Source organism: Streptomyces sp. NPDC033131, assembly GCF_055578365.1.
Genome location: NZ_JBVIPA010000025.1, coordinates 20,369 through 37,249, shown reverse-complemented (window position 1 = coordinate 37,249; position 16,881 = coordinate 20,369). Strand labels below are relative to the sequence as shown.

Here is a 16,881-nt window from a genome sequence, read left to right as displayed (position 1 = left end):
CGTCGCCGATTGCGATCAGGGCGACGGCACGCCGCGCTGTCCACGTACGCCACCGACCCCGGAAGCGCGGGAGATCGTGTTCGACTTTCTTTCAGACTATGACGACCCGAGCATTTGGGGCGCGTTCTGGATGACGGTGAAGCTCACCGCCCTCTCCGGCGTCGGCTCCCTGGTCTGGGGCACCCTCCTGGCCGCGATGCGGGTCAGCCCGGTCCCGCTCATGCGCGGATTCGGCACCGCCTACGTCAACATCGTCCGGAACATCCCCCTGACCGTCATCATCCTCTTCACTTCGCTCGGTCTCGCCGACATCTTCGGCATGACGATGGGTGCCTCCGACTTCAAGGTCCAGGGCTTCCGGCTGGCGGTGCTCGGTCTCGTCGCCTACACCGCGGCGTTCGTCTGCGAGGCGATCCGCTCCGGCATCAACACGGTGCCGCTCGGCCAGGCCGAGGCGGCACGCGCCATCGGTCTGAGCTTCAGCCAGACCCTGTCACTGATCATCCTGCCTCAGGCCTTCCGCTCGGTCATCGGCCCGCTGGCCAACGTGCTGATCGCGTTGACCAAGAACACCACCGTGGCCGCCGCGATCGGCGTGGCCGAGGCCGCCTTCCTGATGAAGGAAATGATCGAGAACGAGGCCCAGACGCTGCTCATCGGCGCCGTCTTCGCATTCGGGTTCGTGGTACTGACCCTCCCGACCGGCCTCATCCTTGGCTGGCTGAGCAAGCGACTGGCGGTGAAGCGATGAGCTCCGTCCTGTACGACACTCCGGGGCCCCGCGCCAAGCGGCGCAACATCCTGTTCTCGGTGGTCTTCTTCGTCCTGCTCGTCCTGCTCCTGTGGTGGGTCTGGCGGACGATGGACGAAAAGAACCAGCTGACCTGGGCCTTGTGGAAGCCGTTCACCGAGTCGGAGGCCTGGACGACGTACCTGTTGCCCGGGCTCGCCGACACGATGAAGGCAGCGGCGCTCGCCATGGTGATCGCCCTCCCGCTGGGCGCGGTCTTCGGCATCGCCCGCCTCTCCGACCACCGGTGGGTGAGGGTTCCGGCCGGTGCGGTGGTCGAGTTCTTCCGGTCCATCCCGGTGCTGCTGCTGATGCTGTTCGCCAACGAGTTCTTCGCCCGCTACACGGGCGTCAGCACTGAGGACCGCCCTCTGTACGCGGTCGTCACCGGCCTCGTGCTCTACAACGCCTCCGTCCTCGCCGAGATCGTGCGGGCCGGCATCCTGTCCCTGCCGAGGGGTCAGTCGGAGGCCGCCATGGCGGTCGGGCTGCGCAAGGGGCAGACGATGACCAACGTCCTGCTGCCGCAGGCCGTCACCGCGATGCTGCCCGCCATCGTCAGCCAGCTCGTGGTCATCGTGAAGGACACCGCGCTGGGCGGCGTGATGATCGGCTTCACCGAGCTGCTCAACACCCGCAGCACACTCGCGGCCGTCTACGCCAACGTCATCCCCAGCTTCATCGTGGTGGCGGTCATCTACATCGTGCTCAACTTCATCCTCACCACCTTCGCGGGCTGGCTGGAGCGCAGGCTGCGGCGCAGCAAGAAGGGCACGGGCGTGGTCCTCGGCCAGGAGGACGTGGAGGAGCTCAACGCCGCCGAGGTGCGCGGCACCTTCGGCACCGGCGCCGGAGGCGGCGGCGTCTGATGATCAGTCAAGTGACCTGAAGGACACGGAGGGCAGTGGCATGATCGCCACTGCCCTCCGTCACTTGACGCAAGCACCGGCAATGGGTTGCATACGTTCTGTGATCGTGCACCCTGCTCAAACTTCCTGTTCACCCACGTCTCTCGGGACACCGCTGCGGGCAGGGGGCGCCGCGCCGTGGACCCGGTGATCATCGTCGGCGCGGGGCCCGTCGGGCTCACGCTGGCCCTGGCTCTGGCCCGTCAGGAAGTGCCGTCCGTCGTCCTCGACGAGGGGCCGGGCAAGGACGAACCGCGCCTCGCGCGCACCGTCGTCCTGCGCGAGGACACCGCCGCCCTCATGGAGCGGCTGACCGGCGTGCCGCTCGCCGAGGCCGGCGCCCACTGGGCCGGATGGCGGTCGATGCGGCGCAAGCAGGTGATGCGCGAGGTCACGTTCGGGGGTGGCAGCGACGCCGAGGACGATGCCGGTCCGTCCCCCCTGCACATCGCCCAGCACGTACTGACCGGCGCCCTGCGCGCCGCCCTCGCGGGCGAGCGCCTCGTCAAGATCGCCGTGGACAGTCGCCTCGACGCCGTCGAGCAGGAATCCTCGGGCGTCACGGCCCACACCCGTGGCCCCAAGGGCACCTGGTGGCGGGGGAGCTACCTGGTCGGCTGCGACGGCACCCGCTCGACGGTGCGCAAGCTCCAGGACATCCGCTTCCCGGGCCGTACGGCGGTCGAACGACACGCCGTGGCGGCGCTGCGCACGGAACTTCCCTGGCCCGACCAGGCCTTGCTCCACAGGATGCCGCCGTGGCGCACGACCGGTCCCTCGGTCGGGGAGGTCACCGGGCGCCCTCTGCCGGACGGGGTGTGGCGTCTCGACTGGCTGCTGCCGCCGGGCAAGGACCTGGTCACACCCGAGCTCCTGGTGGCCCGCGTCCGGGAGACCCTGGCGGGCTGGACCGGCGGCCCGACACCGCCGTACGAACTCCTGGACACCGGCGTCCACACGGTCCATCACCGCCTGGCCCGCCGCTGGCGCTCCGGTCGGGTCTTCCTCGCCGGGGATGCCGCCCACCTGCTCGGCGCGCTCGGCACGCAGGGCCTCGACGAAGGGCTCCAGGACGCCGACAACCTCGCCTGGAAGCTGGCGCTTGCCTGGCACCACGGGCCGCACGAGGCCCTGCTCGACAGCTACCAAGCGGAGCGGCGCGCGGTCGTCGCCGCCCGGCTGCGCGCCGCCGACCAGGCCCTGCCGCTGCTGCGCGGGGCCGGGAACCTGCGCGCCTACGTCCCCGGCTCGGCCCGCGGCCACGACGCGCTTCTCACGGACGGTCACTTGGGGCGCGGCGCGCTCGGTGCGCCGGGGGCGTACGCCGACTCACCGCTCGCGCCCCTGCACCTCGAAGGCGAGGCTCTCGTCGCCACGGAGCCCGGTGCTCCGGTCACCGACGTGCGGGTGACGGCTGAGGACGGCTCGTTCGTACGGCTGCGGGACCGCCTCGGTCGCGGCGCGCTGCTCGTCGTGCTGATCGCGCCGGGCACCGGCGTGTGGGAGCGCAAGCACTGGGTGACCGCCGGGATCATGCCCCGGCTGGCGGCGGCGGTGAGCGCACTGCCGCACACCGCCGAGCTGCTGGTCGCCGAGGAGTACCCCGGCGCGGCCCCGCACACCGTCCTTCTCGTACGACCCGACGGGCACCTCGTCACGGCTCTCACCGGGGTCCGGCCGGCCGACCTGTACGCGGCGGCCGAGGCGGCGCTGGGCGGGCCCGCGCGGGCGGCCACGGAAGCCAAGGCGGGCGCCGCCTCCCGGTGACCCAGTGGTGCTCACTGTCACGGTGCGTCCACATAGTGACAGTGAGTTGACCGGTCTGCACCGGCATGGTCTACTCCGGATCGTGACTGACACCTGTGTGCACCTGTGGCGGAAGGTCCATGTGGACCTCGTCCGCTACGCGGGCTGCATGTGTCGCCCGTCCTGCTGAATTCGCATTCCTCTTCACCTTGGCGCGCGCCGCTTCCGCGTTGACGCGCGCTTCACGCGAACGCTCTTCAGGACGGTGCCCGTGTCTGTCTTCCCTGCTGTCTCCTCCGGTTCCGCTGTCGCCTCCGGTTCCGCCGCCGCCGTGCCCACACAGGCGGATCTCCTCGCATTCGTCCGGCGTACGGCCGCCGACGCCGAGCTGATCTCCTCGCTCCCCCTCGACCCGGAGGGCCGCACCTGGGTGCGGCTGGAAGGGCCGGGCGGCAGTGAGGCCTGGCTGATCGGGTGGCCGCCCGGCAGCGGCACCGGCTGGCACGACCACGCCGAGTCGGTCGGCGCCTTCCTGACCGCGTCCGGTGAGCTCAAGGAGCACTCGCTCGCCGCCCGGCTGCCCTCCGACGGCTGGAAGACACTGGAACTGAGCGAAGGCGTGGACCGGGAGCGCCGGCTGACCGTCGGACAGGGGCGCGCCTTCGGTCGCCACCACGTCCACGAGGTCCTCAACGAGTCCACCGAGCACCACGCGATCTCCGTCCACGCCTACTATCCGCCCCTGCCGCAGATCCGCCGCTACAGCCGCAGCGGACCGATCCTGCGCCTGGAGCACGTGGAGCGTCCGGAGGACTGGCAGTGAGGTAGGCAGTCACACGGCGGGCGGGCCGCCCGGTCGGTATCGACGAGTTACTGGAGCGGGTACGGATGGGCGGCGCCCCCGCGTATCCATGTGTCCGGGCGTGAAACCACACCGCCCCTCAGAACCCCTCGTCACCGAGGAACTCCGTGTCCTCGCCCTCCTCCTCCAGCGCCTGCCGGACCACCCGCAGGGCCATGCCCTGGGGATAGCCCTTGCGGGCGAGCATGCCGGCGAGGCGACGCACTCGCTTGTCGCGGTCGAGGCCGCGGGTGGAGCGCAGCTTGCGGGCGACAAGGTCGCGCGCGGTCGCCTCCTCCTGCTCGGAGTCGACCTGTGCCACGGCGTCGTCGATCAGTGTGGAGTCGACGCCCTTGGTCCGCAGCTCCTGGGCGAGCGCCCGTCGGGCCAGCCCGCGGCCGTGGTGCCGGGACTCCACCCAGGCCTCCGCGAACGCGCTGTCGTTGATCAGCCCGACCTCCTCGAACCTCGACAGCACCTCCTCGGCGGCGTCATCCGGAATCTCCCGCTTGCGCAGGGCGTCCGCGAGCTGCTTCCGCGTGCGCGGGGTACCGGTGAGCAGGCTCAGACAGATCGCCCGTGCCTGCTCGACCGGATCCGTCAAAGGCTCGTCCTTCGCGTCCCTCGACGAGAAGGGGAGGCCTCCGTCCTCTCCTGGCGACTCCGCGCGGCCGCGCCGACGACGCCCTCGTGCGCCACCAGCGCCCCGTGCCCCGCCGCCCCGGCGCGAACCACCCACCGGCGAATCCGCGCCGAACGCCGAGGAGCCGCCGTCCGCCCTGTCCCCGTGAACCCCGTCGGACCACTGTCCGACGCCCGGCTCGTCGTCGTACGACCCCCTCGTGCCGTACGACGCCGTGCGGGCATAGTCCCCCTGTGCGTCATGGACCGCGTCGCCGCTCATTCCGGCGAAGCCCCCCTCGCCTCCCTGGCCCCGCTCACGCGGGGCGTCCGGATGGGCGGCGTACTCGGACCAGTCGGTTCGCCGTGTCACGGATCAGCTCTTGGCCGCCGCGGCCTTGGTCTTGGCTGCCTTGGCCACCGCCGGAGCGGGCACCGTCTTACCGGCGTCGTCCGTGGCGGCGGAGACCACCGCGTCCGCGCCCGGCTCGGCGGCCGGTTCCACGGGCCGGACGCCGACGCCCAGCTTGTCCTTGATCTTCTTCTCGATCTCGTTGGCCAGGTCGGGGTTGTCCTTCAGGAAGTTGCGCGCGTTCTCCTTGCCCTGGCCGAGCTGGTCGCCCTCGTACGTGTACCAGGCGCCTGCCTTGCGGACGAAGCCGTTCTCCACGCCCATGTCGATCAGGCCGCCCTCGCGGCTGATGCCCTGCCCGTAGAGGATGTCGAACTCGGCCTGCTTGAAGGGCGGAGCGCACTTGTTCTTGACGACCTTGACGCGGGTGCGGTTGCCGACCGCGTCGGTGCCGTCCTTCAGTGTCTCGATACGTCGGATGTCGAGCCGCACGGAGGCGTAGAACTTCAGCGCACGGCCACCGGTCGTGGTCTCCGGCGAGCCGAACATCACACCGATCTTCTCGCGGAGCTGGTTGATGAAGATCGCGGTGGTCTTGGACTGGTTGAGCGCACTGGTGATCTTCCGCAGGGCCTGGCTCATCAGACGGGCCTGGAGACCGACGTGACTGTCACCCATCTCGCCCTCGATCTCCGCGCGCGGGACGAGTGCGGCGACGGAGTCGATCACGATCAGGTCGAGAGCGCCGGAGCGGACCAGCATGTCCACGATTTCCAGGGCCTGCTCGCCGTTGTCGGGCTGGGACAGGATCAGGTTGTCGATGTCCACGCCGAGCTTCTTCGCGTACTCGGGGTCGAGGGCGTGCTCCGCGTCCACGAACGCGACCTGGCCGCCGGCCTTCTGCGCGTTGGCCACGGCGTGCAGGGTCAGGGTCGTCTTACCGGAGGACTCCGGCCCGTACACCTCCACGACACGGCCGCGCGGCAGGCCACCGACGCCGAGGGCGACGTCGAGTGCGGTCGACCCTGTGGGGATGACCTCGATGGGCTCGTTCGGTCGCTCGCCCAGGCGCATTACTGCGCCCTTGCCGAACTGCCGTTCAATCTGTGCGAGTGCGGCGTCGAGCGCCTTCTCGCGGTCGGTTCCTGCCATGGGTTCCACCCGGTTTGCTTGAGTCGATCGCTTCACGTCAAAGACGCTAACGCCTGCCACTGACAATGCGCCTCGACGCCCGTCCGGCCTGTGGATAACTCGGGCACTTCTCCACCGAAACCGGGTCGAAAGCCCCGCCGAGAGTATCGGCCGGAGCCTTCATAAGAATGGATGTTCGATTTTGGTGTCAAGCGCACCACGCGGCACTTCCGAGGCTACGTCTCGGGTCTCTGCCGTCCAGGGCCACCAACCGCCGGTGAGCAGTGGCTTCGGATGTCGTCGTGACCCAGCCGGGCGGGACCGCACTGGCGCCGCTCCCCCGGCACCGGGCGGAGAAGCCGCCGATGGCCGGTGGGCCCACATCAGGTCAGCCTCGGCCCGCACGCCGCCCTGGTCCCGCGATCACGATCACGAGGAACGGTCGCCGGAGTCCTCCGTCCCCGGTCGCCGCGTCCACAGCGCACGCAGGCGCCTGAAGGGGCTGTCCCCCGCTCCACGCCTGCGGTGCCCATGGACCCGGGGATCGTCCGTGACGGCGTACCGCTTCACATACGCCCCGAGGAAGGCCTGCAGAGTGGCGATCGCGGGGATGGCGATCAGTGCGCCGACCGCGCCGAGGAGGGCGGTGCCTGCGATGACGGAACCGAAGGCGACCGCGGGGTGGATGTCGACGGTCTTCGAGGTCAGCTTGGGCTGCAGCACGTAGTTCTCGAACTGCTGGTACACCACGACGAAGAGCAGCACCCACAGCGCGTACCAGGGGTTGACCGTGAAGGCGATCAGCATGGGCAGGGCGCCCGCGAGATACGTACCGATCGTGGGGATGAACTGCGAGACCGCCCCCACCCACACGGCGAGCACGGGCGCGTACGGCACGTTCAGCGCCTCGAGCAGGATGTAGTGGGCGACGCCGGAGATGAGGGCCATCAGCCCGCGCGAGTAGATGTAACCGCCGGTCTTGTTCACGGCGATCTCCCACGCGCGCAGGACCTCGGCCTGCTTGGCGGGAGGCAGGACGGAGCAGAGCGCGCGGCGCAGCCGGGGCCCGTCGGCGGCGAAGTAGAAAGAGAACAGCAAGATCGTCAACAGCTGGAACAGCCCGCCGAGGACCTGGGCGGACACGTCCAGGACACCGGTGGCGCTGTTCTGCACGTAGTTGCGCAGCCAGTCGGACCGGAGCAGGCCCTCCTGGACGTCCACGCGCTTCAGCTCGGTGTTGAAATGCGTGTTGATCCAGTTGATGACGGAGTCGAGGTATTCCGGGAAGTCCTCGACGATCTTGATGATCTGGCCCGCCAGCATGGAGCCGAGCAGCGTGACGAAACCGGCTGCCACGATCATCACGCCGAGGAAGACGAGGGCGGTCGCCAGTCCCCGGCGCAGCCCGCGCGAGGCCATCCAGCTCACCGCGGGCTCGATGGCCAGGGCCAGGAAGAACGCGATGAGAATGTTGATCAGCAGGCTGGTGAGCTGATGGAAGGCCCAACTGCCCAGCTGGAACACGGCGATGAGGGCGAGCGCGAGCACCATGGCGCGGGGAAGCCAGCGCGGCATACGGGCGTTCGGCCCGGCGGCGCCTGCGGCCGGGGGCCGGTTGGGCGGCGTCGTGCCGAACGGGGATGCCTGCTCGGTGACCTGGTCGGTCTCGTCAGTTGGTGCCACGGTGCAAGTCTCGCCCACGTGACTGACAATCGGTTACCGTCCTGCGATCTTCGTGACGGATCAGTGCTTCTCCCACGGAACGTTCATGACGGTGCAGACCACCCGCCACACGTCCTTGGCGTCCCAGCCGGCGTCCAACGCCTCGTTCACCGTGCGCCCGCCGAGCTCCGCCATCACGTGATCGCGCGCGAACGTGTCGGCGTAGCCCGGACCGAAGTGATCCGTCATCCGCTCCCAGAAAACCGTCAACCGCATGACTTCAGTATCCCGCCCCTGAGGGTGGGCCTGAGCCGGGACCGCGTGCCGAGACCGCTTTCCACCTTACGGTCTGACGCATGGCCGAAACAGGAGCTTCCCCACCCCCCCCGACGCCCCCGGCGCACTCCCCACTCGCACGCGCCGAGCACTTCGTCTGGCTCACCGCACGTGTGCTGGAGCAGCGCCTCTTCGCGTACCACTTCCTGAAGGGAAGCGCCGACCCGGTGGAGACGGCGCTGGACGCGTACCGCAACGAGGACGGCGGGTACGGCCACGCGCTGGAACCCGATCTGCGAGGCCCGGTCAGCCAGCCGCTGCACACCGGGCGCGCCCTGCGGGTCCTGGACGCCATCGGGCGCTGCGGCGGACAGCGCGTGGAGCGCGTGTGCCGCTATCTGACCTCCGTGACCACGCCGGACGGCGCGCTGCCGGCGATCCATCCCAGCCAGCGCGGCTACCCGGCGGCCCCTTTCCTCCCGCTCCTGGACGACCCGCCGAGCGAACTCCTCGCCACCGGACCAGTGGTGGGCCTCCTGCACCGCAACGAGGTGTGGCATGCGTGGCTCTTCCGGGCCACGGACTTCTGCTGGCAGGCGGTCCAGTCCCTGGAGCAGTCCCACCCGTACGAGATCCAGGCCGCCGTCGCCTTCCTGGATGCCGTCCCCGACCGCCCGCGCGCGGAGGCGGTCGCCGACCGCCTCGGCCGTCTGGTACGCGAACACCGCCTCGCGGTACTGGACCCCGAGCGACTCGACGCGTCCCCGGTCGCGCCGGGCTACGCCTCCGGGGAGCACCACTTCCCGCACGACTACGCGAAGACACCGACCTCTCTGGCGCGCGCGTGGTTCACGGACGACGAAATGGCCCGCTCGCTGGACTTCCTCGCGGACGAACAGCAGGAGGACGGCGGCTGGCCGATCCGCCGGCGCCAGTGGGCTCCGGGCACAGCCCTGGAAGCCCGTCCCAGGGTGACGCTCGATGCGCTGTGCACCCTGCGGGCCTACGGCCGTCTCCTGGGCTGAAACACCAGCTGTCCTCCGCATGCCCCCACCGGAAGGACCGGTCCCGGCGGCATGACGCACGCGCGCGTTGGAGCCCCGCGGACACCGAGTCCGCGACAGATCACCCGCCCATCGCCCGCACCCCGGCGGTCACCAGTACAGCGGCCGCGACGACGAGCAGGAAGGGGGCGCGCAGAACCAGCGCCACGGCAGCCGCGGCGAGTCCGGCGGCCCGCGCGTCCAGTACCAGAACCTGCCCGTCGGCGAAGGTCTGCTGGGCCGTGAGCGCAGCCAGGAGTGCCACGGGCAAGAGGGCGGCCAGACGCCTGACGAGAGGCCGCTCGAGGGCACCGGCGGGCACGAGAAGCCCGGCCAGCTTGACGGCGTAGCACCCGAGGGCGGTCACACCGATCGCGATCCAGATGTTCAACGGTCTCCCTCCAGGCCATCACGCCGTACGCCGTCAGGGCCGGCGCCCCTACGACGGCCCTCCGCCCACAACACGGCCGGCGCCGCGAGCGCGGCCACCAGAACGGGGACACCGGCGGGCAGCACAGGCAGCAGCCCGAGTCCCAGCAGGACCGCGAGCGCGGCGACCGCCCGCTCGACGGCGGTCTTCACCATGGGTGCCAGCAATGCCAGGAAGACCGCGGGCCCGGCCGCGTCCAGCCCCCAGGCGTCGGTGTCCCCGATGGCCTCGGCGCCCAGCGCGCCCAGCAGGGTGGTGAGGTTCCACAGCACGTACAGGCTGAGCCCTGTCACGGCGAACCCGATCCGCACACCGCGTCGCGTGGGCTGCGCCATCGCCACGGCCGCCGTCTCGTCGATGACCCACTGCGCGGCGAACGGACGCACCACGCGCGGGAGGGCCAGCAACTGCGACAGCCGCAAGCCGTAGAACGCGTTGCGCGTCCCGAGGAAGAACGCTCCCGCGGCCGCCGTCAGCGGGTTGCCGCCCGCCGCAAGGGCCCCGACCAACGCGAACTGCGACGCCCCCGTGAAGACCAGCAGGCTGAGCGCACAGCTCTGCAACACCGTGAGCCCGCTCCCTGCGGAGGTCACCCCGAAGGCGAATCCGGACAGCCCGACGGCGACCCCGACCCCCAGGGCGTCCCTCACCACGGCCGAGTCGGGCTTCGCTCCCTCACGCATGTCCATGAGATCTATCTGCTCTGCCATCCGTCGGACGGTAGAAGCAGCCGCCCCCGCTCGTCTTGTACGTTCTTGCGCTCACGCCGGTACGCGCCAGGAGGCACGCCCACGATCCGCGTGAAGTGCCGATTCAGGTGCGGCTGATCCGTGAACCCCACCGCGACGGCCACCTCGGCCGGAGTCGTACCGGCATCCAGCAGCCGCCTCGCCCGGCGCACCCGCGCATCGGTCAGCCAGGCATGCGGCGGCATCCCGTACGCATCGCGAAACGCCCGCAGCAACGCGAACGGGCTGGTCCCCAGCTCACCGGCCAGCATTTCCAGCGTCGGCGGCTCGACCATCCGCTCCTCCAGCACGGCACGCGCGCGTTCCGCGACCCGGGCACCGGCTGTCCGTACGTCCCGCTGCGGCAGCGTCCCGCCGTTCAACCGGAGCAGCCGCGTCACGGCAACCCGCAGCAACGTGTCGGCGGCCAGCGCGTTCCCCTCCTCCGCGGCCCGCAGCACCTGATGCACCAGCCCCGCGGCATACGGGTCGTCCAGCACCGGCCGGACGAATCCCGGCGTCCCCCGGATCAAGGTGGTCTCGGCAGCGATCTCCGCCACCACCTCCGACGACGGATAAACGGCCCCGTACCGCCACCCGTCGGGAATGCCGGCGCGTCCCGTGTGGGCCGTATCCGGATTGATCAGGGCCAGCGCCCCCGCCCCCGCGTACTGGTCGGCACCCCGATGATGAAAGACCTCGACCCCGTCGGCGATGGCCGCGATGACGAAGTGCTCGTGCGTATGCCGCACGAACGTCTTTCGGATGTACCGGGCCCGCAGCAGATCGACCCCGGGCAGCTCGGCATACTGCCAGTGCCGTGCCCTCTCACCCGAACCCGCCGCCGGTGTCCGTGAGGCCACAGTGTCTGGCGGAGGGGGAGCCGATGAAGCCCGCGACGAAAAGGTTGCGCGGGTGGTCGTAGAGCCCATGTCCCCATCTTCCGACACGCCGACCACCACCCCGGCAGGCGGCTCGGACACCCGCACCGCCAGGCGCGTACGGCGGCAAGGGGCCGTGTCGGGGGGTGTCCGCCCGCAGCGGTTGGCGCGTCAACGCCGGCACCTCGGCAGGCAACCGATTCCGCGCCGTTCCGATGACGGACACCCCCCGACACGGCCCCGACCCACCCACCACAAGGCGCAACGCGCACCCCCACCCAGCCCCCCAGCCCCCCGCAGACATGAGGCTCGCGAAGCCCAACGCACCATCCCCCCAGGTCAGCAGCATTGTCAGTCCCCGGGTGCAGGATGGACACATGGTCAGCTCCGCACACCAGGCCCTCAAAGCCTTCTCCCCCGCGACCCGCAGCTGGTTCACGGGCGCCTTCGACGCGCCCACCGCCGCCCAGGCAGGCGCGTGGCAGGCCATCGCAGAGGGCTCGGACGTGCTGGTCGTCGCCCCCACCGGTTCCGGCAAGACCTTGGCCGCCTTCCTCGCCGCACTGGACCAGCTCGCCTCCACACCCCCACCCGCCGACCCCAGGAAGCGCTGCCGAGTCCTGTACGTGTCCCCGCTGAAGGCCCTCGCGGTAGACGTGGAGCGCAACCTCCGCAGCCCTCTGACCGGCATCCGCCAGGAGTCCGTCCGCCTCGGCCTGCCCGAACCGGAGGTCAAGGTCGGCATCCGCTCCGGCGACACACCCCCCGCCGAGCGCCGCGCCTTGTCCACCCGCCCTCCGGACATCCTGATCACCACCCCGGAGTCCCTGTTCCTGATGCTGACGTCGGCCACGCGCGACGCACTGACAGGCATCGAGACGGTGATCCTGGACGAAGTCCACGCGGTCGCCGGCACCAAGCGCGGAGCCCACCTCGCCCTCTCCCTGGAGCGCCTGGACGAACTGCTCCCCAGGCCGGCCCGTCGCATCGGCCTCTCGGCCACGGTCCGCCCGGTCGACGAGGTCGCCCGCTACCTCTCCCCCCGCCGCAAGGTGGAGATCGTCCAGCCGAAGTCCGGCAAGGAGTTCGACCTCTCGGTCGTCGTCCCGGTCGAGGACCTGGGCGAACTGGGCGGCTCTCCGGTGGCCGACGGCTCCGAGGGCGCGGAGCGTCCCTCGATCTGGCCGCACGTCGAGGAGCGCATCGCCGACCTCGTCCAGGCCCACCGCTCGACGATCGTGTTCGCCAACTCCCGCCGCCTGGCTGAACGGCTGTGCAACAGGCTCAACGAGATCGCCTACGAGCGAGCCACCGGCGAACCCCTGGACGAGCACCACGCCCCCGCCGAACTCATGGGAGGCTCCGGAGCGGCCCAGGGCGCCCCACCCGTGATCGCCCGCGCCCACCACGGCTCGGTCTCCAAGGAACAGCGTGCCCTTGTCGAGGAGGACCTCAAGGCCGGCCGCCTCCCCGCGGTAGTGGCGACCTCCAGCCTCGAACTCGGCATCGACATGGGCGCCGTGGACCTCGTCATCCAGGTGGAGTCCCCGCCCTCGGTGGCCTCCGGCCTGCAGCGGGTCGGGCGCGCCGGCCACCAGGTGGGCGCGGTCTCCACCGGCGTGGTCTTCCCGAAGTACCGCGGCGACCTGGTCCAGGCAGCAGTCGTCACCGAGCGCATGCGCACCGGCTCCATCGAGTCCCTGAGGGTCCCCGCCAACCCGCTGGACGTCCTGGCCCAGCAGGTCGTCGCCATGACCGCGATGGACACCTGGCAGCTCGACGACCTGCTCGCGATCGTCCGCCGGGCCGCCCCCTTCGCCGCACTCCCCGAATCGGCGTTCACGGCCGTCCTCGACATGCTCGCCGGCCGCTACCCGTCCGACGCCTTCGCGGAGCTGCGCCCGCGCGTGGTCTGGGACCGCGTCGCCGGCACGATCACCGGCCGCCCTGGCGCCCAGCGCCTCGCCGTCACCTCGGGCGGCACGATCCCCGACCGCGGCCTCTTCGGGGTCTTCCTCGCCGGTTCCGACCCCAAGAAGGGCGGCGGCCGGGTCGGCGAGCTCGACGAGGAGATGGTCTACGAGTCGCGGGTCGGCGACGTCTTCACGCTCGGCACCAGTTCCTGGCGCATCGAGGACATCACCCGGGACCGCGTCCTGGTCTCCCCCGCGCCCGGCGTGCCGGGCCGGCTTCCCTTCTGGAAGGGCGACCAGCTGGGCCGCCCGCTCGAACTGGGCCGCGCGGTGGGGGCGTTCCTGCGCGAGGTCGGCTCGCTGCCCAAGGAGGATGCCCGCCTCCGCCTGCTCGCCGCGGGACTGGACGCCTGGGCCGCTGAGAACGTGTTGTCCTACCTGGAAGAGCAGCGCGAGGCGTGCGGCCACGTCCCCGACGACCGCACGATCGTCGTGGAGCGCTTCCGTGACGAGCTCGGCGACTGGCGGGTCGTCGTGCACTCCCCCTTCGGCGCCCAGGTGCACGCCCCGTGGGCGCTCGCGCTGGGCGCAAAGCTCTCCGAGCGGTACGGCATGGACGCCCAGGTCATGCACGCCGACGACGGCATCGTCCTGCGGTTGCCCGACGCCGACCTGCTGAGCTTGGACCTGCTCGATCAGGAGCCCATGAGGGCGGGCACGGAGTACGACGCCGAGCAGGCGCCCGTCGGGGCGGCGGACGTCGTCTTCGACAAGGGCGAGGTCGACCAGCTCGTCACGGACCAGGTGGGCAGCTCGGCCCTCTTCGCGGCCCGCTTCCGCGAGTGCGCCGCCCGCGCCCTGCTGCTGCCGCGCCGCAACCCGGGCAAGCGCACCCCGCTGTGGCAACAGCGCCAGCGTGCCTCCCAACTGCTCCAGGTGGCGAGCGAGTTCGGGTCGTTCCCGATCGTCCTGGAGGCGGTCCGCGAGTGCCTTCAGGACGTTTTCGACGTCCCCGGCCTGGTCGAGCTGATGGGAGACCTGGAGTCCCGCAAGGTGCGACTCGTCGAGGTCACCACCCCCGAGCCCTCCCCCTTCGCCCGCTCCCTCCTCTTCGGGTACGTCGCCCAGTTTCTGTACGAGGGGGACTCGCCGCTCGCCGAGCGCCGCGCCGCCGCCCTCTCCCTGGACTCACGCCTGCTGGCCGAACTCCTCGGCCAGGCGGAACTGCGCGAACTGCTCGACGCCGAGGTGCTGACCGAGCTGGAGCAAGAACTCCAGTGGCTCACCGAGGACCGCCGCGTCAAGGATGCCGAAGGCGTCGCCGATCTGCTGCGGCTGCTCGGCCCGCTCAAGGAGGCCGAACTGACCGCGCGGGGTGCCGACCCGCAGTGGGCCCGGGAGCTGGCCGGCGCCCGCCGCGCGATCCGGGTACGCGTCGCCGGGGCCGACCACTGGGCGGCGATCGAGGACGCGGGCCGCCTGCGTGACGCGCTGGGCACGGCACTGCCGGTAGGCGTCCCGGAAGCCTTCATGGAGCCCGTCAAGGACCCGCTGGGCGACCTCCTCGCGCGCTATGCCCGCACCCACGGCCCGTTCACCTCGGCCACCGCGGCGGCCCGCTTCGGCCTGGGCGTGGCGGTCACCGAGGGCGCTCTGCAGCGGCTCACGGCGACGGGCAGGGTGGTCCAGGGCGAGTTCCACCCGGCGGGGATCGGCCAGGAATGGTGCGACGCCACTGTCCTGCGCCGCCTCCGCCGCCGCTCCCTCGCCGCCCTGCGCCACGAGCTGGAACCGGTGCCACCGCCGGCGCTCGCCCAGTTCCTCCCCCAGTGGCAGCACATCGGCAAGGGGCACGGCCTGCGTGGCATCGACGGACTGGTGCGCGCCGTCGAGCAGCTGCAGGGCGCATCCGTTCCCGCGTCCGCCCTGGAGAAGCTCGTCCTGCCGTCCCGCGTCGCGAACTACACCCCCGCGATGCTCGACGAGCTCACCGCCGCCGGAGAGATCGTCTGGGCCGGCGCGGGAGCCCTCCCGGGCAAGGACGGCTGGGTCTCGCTGTACGTGGCGGACGCGGCCCCCCTGCTCCTCCCGCCGGCCCACCCCCTGGAACTGACGGCGCTGCACCAGTCCGTCCTGGACGCCCTCTCCGGAGGCTACGGCCTGTTCTTCCGGCAGATCGCCGACCAGGTCCGCGCCACCACCCACCCCGAGGCCACCGATCCCCAACTGGCCGACGTCGTATGGGACCTGGCCTGGTCCGGGCGGCTCACGAACGACACTCTCACCCCCATGCGCTCCCTGCTGGGCTCGGGCCGCACCGCCGGCTCCACGGCCCACCGCGCCAAGCGGACCGTCCCGCGCGGGCGGTACGGCTCCCTCACGGCCGCCGCCCGCCCCGCGTCCCGCACCGGCCCGCCGACCGTCGCCGGCCGCTGGTCGCTGCTCCCGGACCGCGAGGCCGATCTCACCGTGCGCGCCCACGCCCTGGCTCGTGTCCTTCTCGACCGGCACGGCGTGGTGACCCGCGGAGCCGTCTCCGCGGAAGGCGTCGAGGGCGGTTTCTCCGCGGTCTACCGGATCCTGTCCGCCTTCGAGGACAGCGGCCAGGCACGACGTGGCTATGTGGTGGAAGGACTCGGCGCCGCACAGTTCGCGATGGACGGCGCGGTCGACCGCCTGCGCGCGGTGGCCAACGCCCGCGACCGGGGCGAAACCCTGCCACCCCCGGCCCAGCCCGACGGCTCCCAAGACGGCTTCGGCCCACACCCTCCCTTCACGCCGACCGCCCCCTACACACCAACCCCCTTCGACTCCCCCACCAGCCTGGCATCCGATCCCTTCGCGTCGCCCGCCCCCCACCCGGCCGAAGGGCCAAGCCCGGCCGACGGGCACACGGACCAGGATCCGGCCACCTTCGACACCGGTTTCACCGACGACTGGCCGCCCGCCCCCGCTCCCACCGCGCGGAGCGAGTGGATTTCCCCCCGCGACTTCCCCCCACCGGTCGGCCCGGCCGGCCCGGCCTACGGCCCCTATGCCTCCCCCTCCTCAACCCGCCGCACCCCCGACTCCCGAGCCGTCGTCCTGGCCGCCGCCGACCCCGCGAACGCGTACGGCGCAGCTCTCCCCTGGCCCGATCCCCCGACCGACGCCGGCCACAAGCCGGGCCGAAAGGCGGGCTCCCTGGTAGTCCTCGTGGACGGTGAGCTGACGCTCTATATGGAGCGGGGCGGCAAGACCCTGCTGGCCTGGCCCTCCGACCCGGCCGGCACGGCCACCGAGGATCCGCGTCTCCAGGAGGCGGCCCAGGCCCTCGCCACCGCGGCCAAGGCAGGTTCCCTGGGCACCGTCACCGTCGAGCGGGTGAACGGCGCCTCGGCCCTGACATCCCCCATCGGCACCCTCTTGGAAGGGACGGGCTTCATCGCCACCCCACGCGGCCTGCGACTTCGTGCATGAACCCGGCAAGCTGCCGTCACAGCCCACCCCCGCACCACGCCGCTCACCCCCGCACCACACAGCCCACCCCCGCACCAGGTCCCCTCCCCCCGACCCCACC

The 16,881-nt window shown here is 71.3% G+C and carries 13 protein-coding genes and 1 pseudogene; 7 read left to right on the top strand and 7 right to left on the bottom strand.

Annotated elements, in window-relative coordinates; genetic code table 11:
- Positions 1-76 precede the first annotated feature (76 nt).
- The 5 genes from ACZ5XS_RS28140 (at position 77) to ACZ5XS_RS28120 (ending at position 4,267) form a co-directional block, all read left to right on the top strand.
- Positions 77-751, top strand: a complete 675-nt coding sequence (locus ACZ5XS_RS28140) for an amino acid ABC transporter permease (protein WP_030038910.1) — start codon at positions 77-79, stop codon at positions 749-751.
- Positions 748-1,659 carry an amino acid ABC transporter permease gene (locus ACZ5XS_RS28135; protein WP_468655878.1) on the top strand — a complete coding sequence of 304 codons (912 nt, stop codon included), beginning with the start codon at positions 748-750 and terminating at the stop codon, positions 1,657-1,659. Before ACZ5XS_RS28140 ends, ACZ5XS_RS28135 begins: the two co-directional genes overlap by 4 nt.
- A gap of 177 nt (positions 1,660-1,836) precedes the next feature.
- Positions 1,837-3,465, top strand: a complete 1,629-nt coding sequence (locus tag ACZ5XS_RS28130) for an FAD-dependent monooxygenase (RefSeq protein WP_468655876.1) — start codon at positions 1,837-1,839, stop codon at positions 3,463-3,465.
- A 4-nt stretch (positions 3,466-3,469) separates the two neighbouring features.
- Positions 3,470-3,634, top strand: coding sequence for a putative leader peptide (locus ACZ5XS_RS28125; protein ID WP_468655874.1), 165 nt, complete (start codon positions 3,470-3,472; stop codon positions 3,632-3,634).
- An 81-nt stretch (positions 3,635-3,715) separates the two neighbouring features.
- Positions 3,716-4,267, top strand: a complete 552-nt coding sequence (locus ACZ5XS_RS28120; protein WP_468655872.1) for a cupin domain-containing protein — start codon at positions 3,716-3,718, stop codon at positions 4,265-4,267.
- Positions 4,268-4,385: 118 nt separating this feature from the next.
- Here the strand turns inward: ACZ5XS_RS28120 and recX are convergent, their stop codons facing one another.
- The 4 genes from recX to ACZ5XS_RS28100 all read right to left on the bottom strand — a co-directional run bounded on the left by recX (position 4,386) and on the right by ACZ5XS_RS28100 (position 8,327).
- The gene (recX, locus tag ACZ5XS_RS28115; RefSeq protein WP_468655870.1) at positions 4,386-5,279 is read right to left on the bottom strand and encodes a recombination regulator RecX; all 894 of its coding nucleotides are present in this window, start codon (positions 5,277-5,279) and stop codon (positions 4,386-4,388) included.
- Positions 5,280-5,282: 3 nt separating this feature from the next.
- Positions 5,283-6,410 (bottom strand): recombinase RecA, encoded by a 1,128-nt coding sequence (gene recA, locus ACZ5XS_RS28110; protein ID WP_468655868.1) that lies wholly within the window; start codon positions 6,408-6,410, stop codon positions 5,283-5,285.
- Between the two features lie 408 nt (positions 6,411-6,818).
- Positions 6,819-8,072 (bottom strand): AI-2E family transporter, encoded by a 1,254-nt coding sequence (locus tag ACZ5XS_RS28105; RefSeq protein WP_468655866.1) that lies wholly within the window; start codon positions 8,070-8,072, stop codon positions 6,819-6,821.
- A gap of 60 nt (positions 8,073-8,132) precedes the next feature.
- Positions 8,133-8,327, bottom strand: coding sequence for a DUF3046 domain-containing protein (locus ACZ5XS_RS28100; protein WP_217237332.1), 195 nt, complete (start codon positions 8,325-8,327; stop codon positions 8,133-8,135).
- Between the two features lie 80 nt (positions 8,328-8,407).
- Here ACZ5XS_RS28100 and ACZ5XS_RS28095 point away from each other — a divergent pair, with 80 nt between their 5' ends.
- Complete coding sequence (locus tag ACZ5XS_RS28095) at positions 8,408-9,352, top strand: hypothetical protein (RefSeq protein WP_468655864.1); 945 nt, start codon at positions 8,408-8,410, stop codon at positions 9,350-9,352.
- 100 nt (positions 9,353-9,452) lie between these two features.
- Here ACZ5XS_RS28095 and ACZ5XS_RS28090 read toward each other — a convergent pair whose 3' ends face one another.
- The 3 genes and pseudogenes from ACZ5XS_RS28090 to ACZ5XS_RS28080 form a co-directional block, all read right to left on the bottom strand.
- The gene (locus tag ACZ5XS_RS28090; RefSeq protein ID WP_468655862.1) at positions 9,453-9,761 is read right to left on the bottom strand and encodes an AzlD domain-containing protein; all 309 of its coding nucleotides are present in this window, start codon (positions 9,759-9,761) and stop codon (positions 9,453-9,455) included.
- Complete coding sequence (locus tag ACZ5XS_RS28085; protein WP_468655860.1) at positions 9,758-10,510, bottom strand: AzlC family ABC transporter permease; 753 nt, start codon at positions 10,508-10,510, stop codon at positions 9,758-9,760. The genes ACZ5XS_RS28090 and ACZ5XS_RS28085 overlap by 4 nt, the downstream gene beginning before the upstream one ends.
- A pseudogene (locus ACZ5XS_RS28080) lies at positions 10,498-11,391 on the bottom strand (AraC family transcriptional regulator); the annotation flags it as partial. The gene ACZ5XS_RS28085 and the pseudogene ACZ5XS_RS28080, both read right to left, overlap by 13 nt.
- Before the next feature lie 395 nt (positions 11,392-11,786).
- Between ACZ5XS_RS28080 and ACZ5XS_RS28075 the strand changes: the two are divergent.
- Positions 11,787-16,781: an ATP-dependent helicase gene (locus ACZ5XS_RS28075; protein ID WP_468655858.1), complete on the top strand. Its 4,995-nt coding sequence runs from the start codon at positions 11,787-11,789 to the stop codon at positions 16,779-16,781.
- Positions 16,782-16,881 lie beyond the last annotated feature (100 nt).

What these genes read in the sequence shown, in the direction of transcription:
- ACZ5XS_RS28135 (WP_468655878.1), top strand. Translation starts at nt 748, where the DNA reads ATGAGCTCCGTCCTGTACGACACTCCGGGGCCCCGCGCCAAGCGGCGC.
- recA (WP_468655868.1), bottom strand. Translation starts at nt 6,410, where the DNA reads ATGGCAGGAACCGACCGCGAGAAGGCGCTCGACGCCGCACTCGCACAG.
- ACZ5XS_RS28100 (WP_217237332.1), bottom strand. Translation starts at nt 8,327, where the DNA reads ATGCGGTTGACGGTTTTCTGGGAGCGGATGACGGATCACTTCGGTCCG.
- ACZ5XS_RS28095 (WP_468655864.1), top strand. Translation starts at nt 8,408, where the DNA reads ATGGCCGAAACAGGAGCTTCCCCACCCCCCCCGACGCCCCCGGCGCAC.
- ACZ5XS_RS28085 (WP_468655860.1), bottom strand. Translation starts at nt 10,510, where the DNA reads ATGGCAGAGCAGATAGATCTCATGGACATGCGTGAGGGAGCGAAGCCC.
- ACZ5XS_RS28075 (WP_468655858.1), top strand. Translation starts at nt 11,787, where the DNA reads ATGGTCAGCTCCGCACACCAGGCCCTCAAAGCCTTCTCCCCCGCGACC.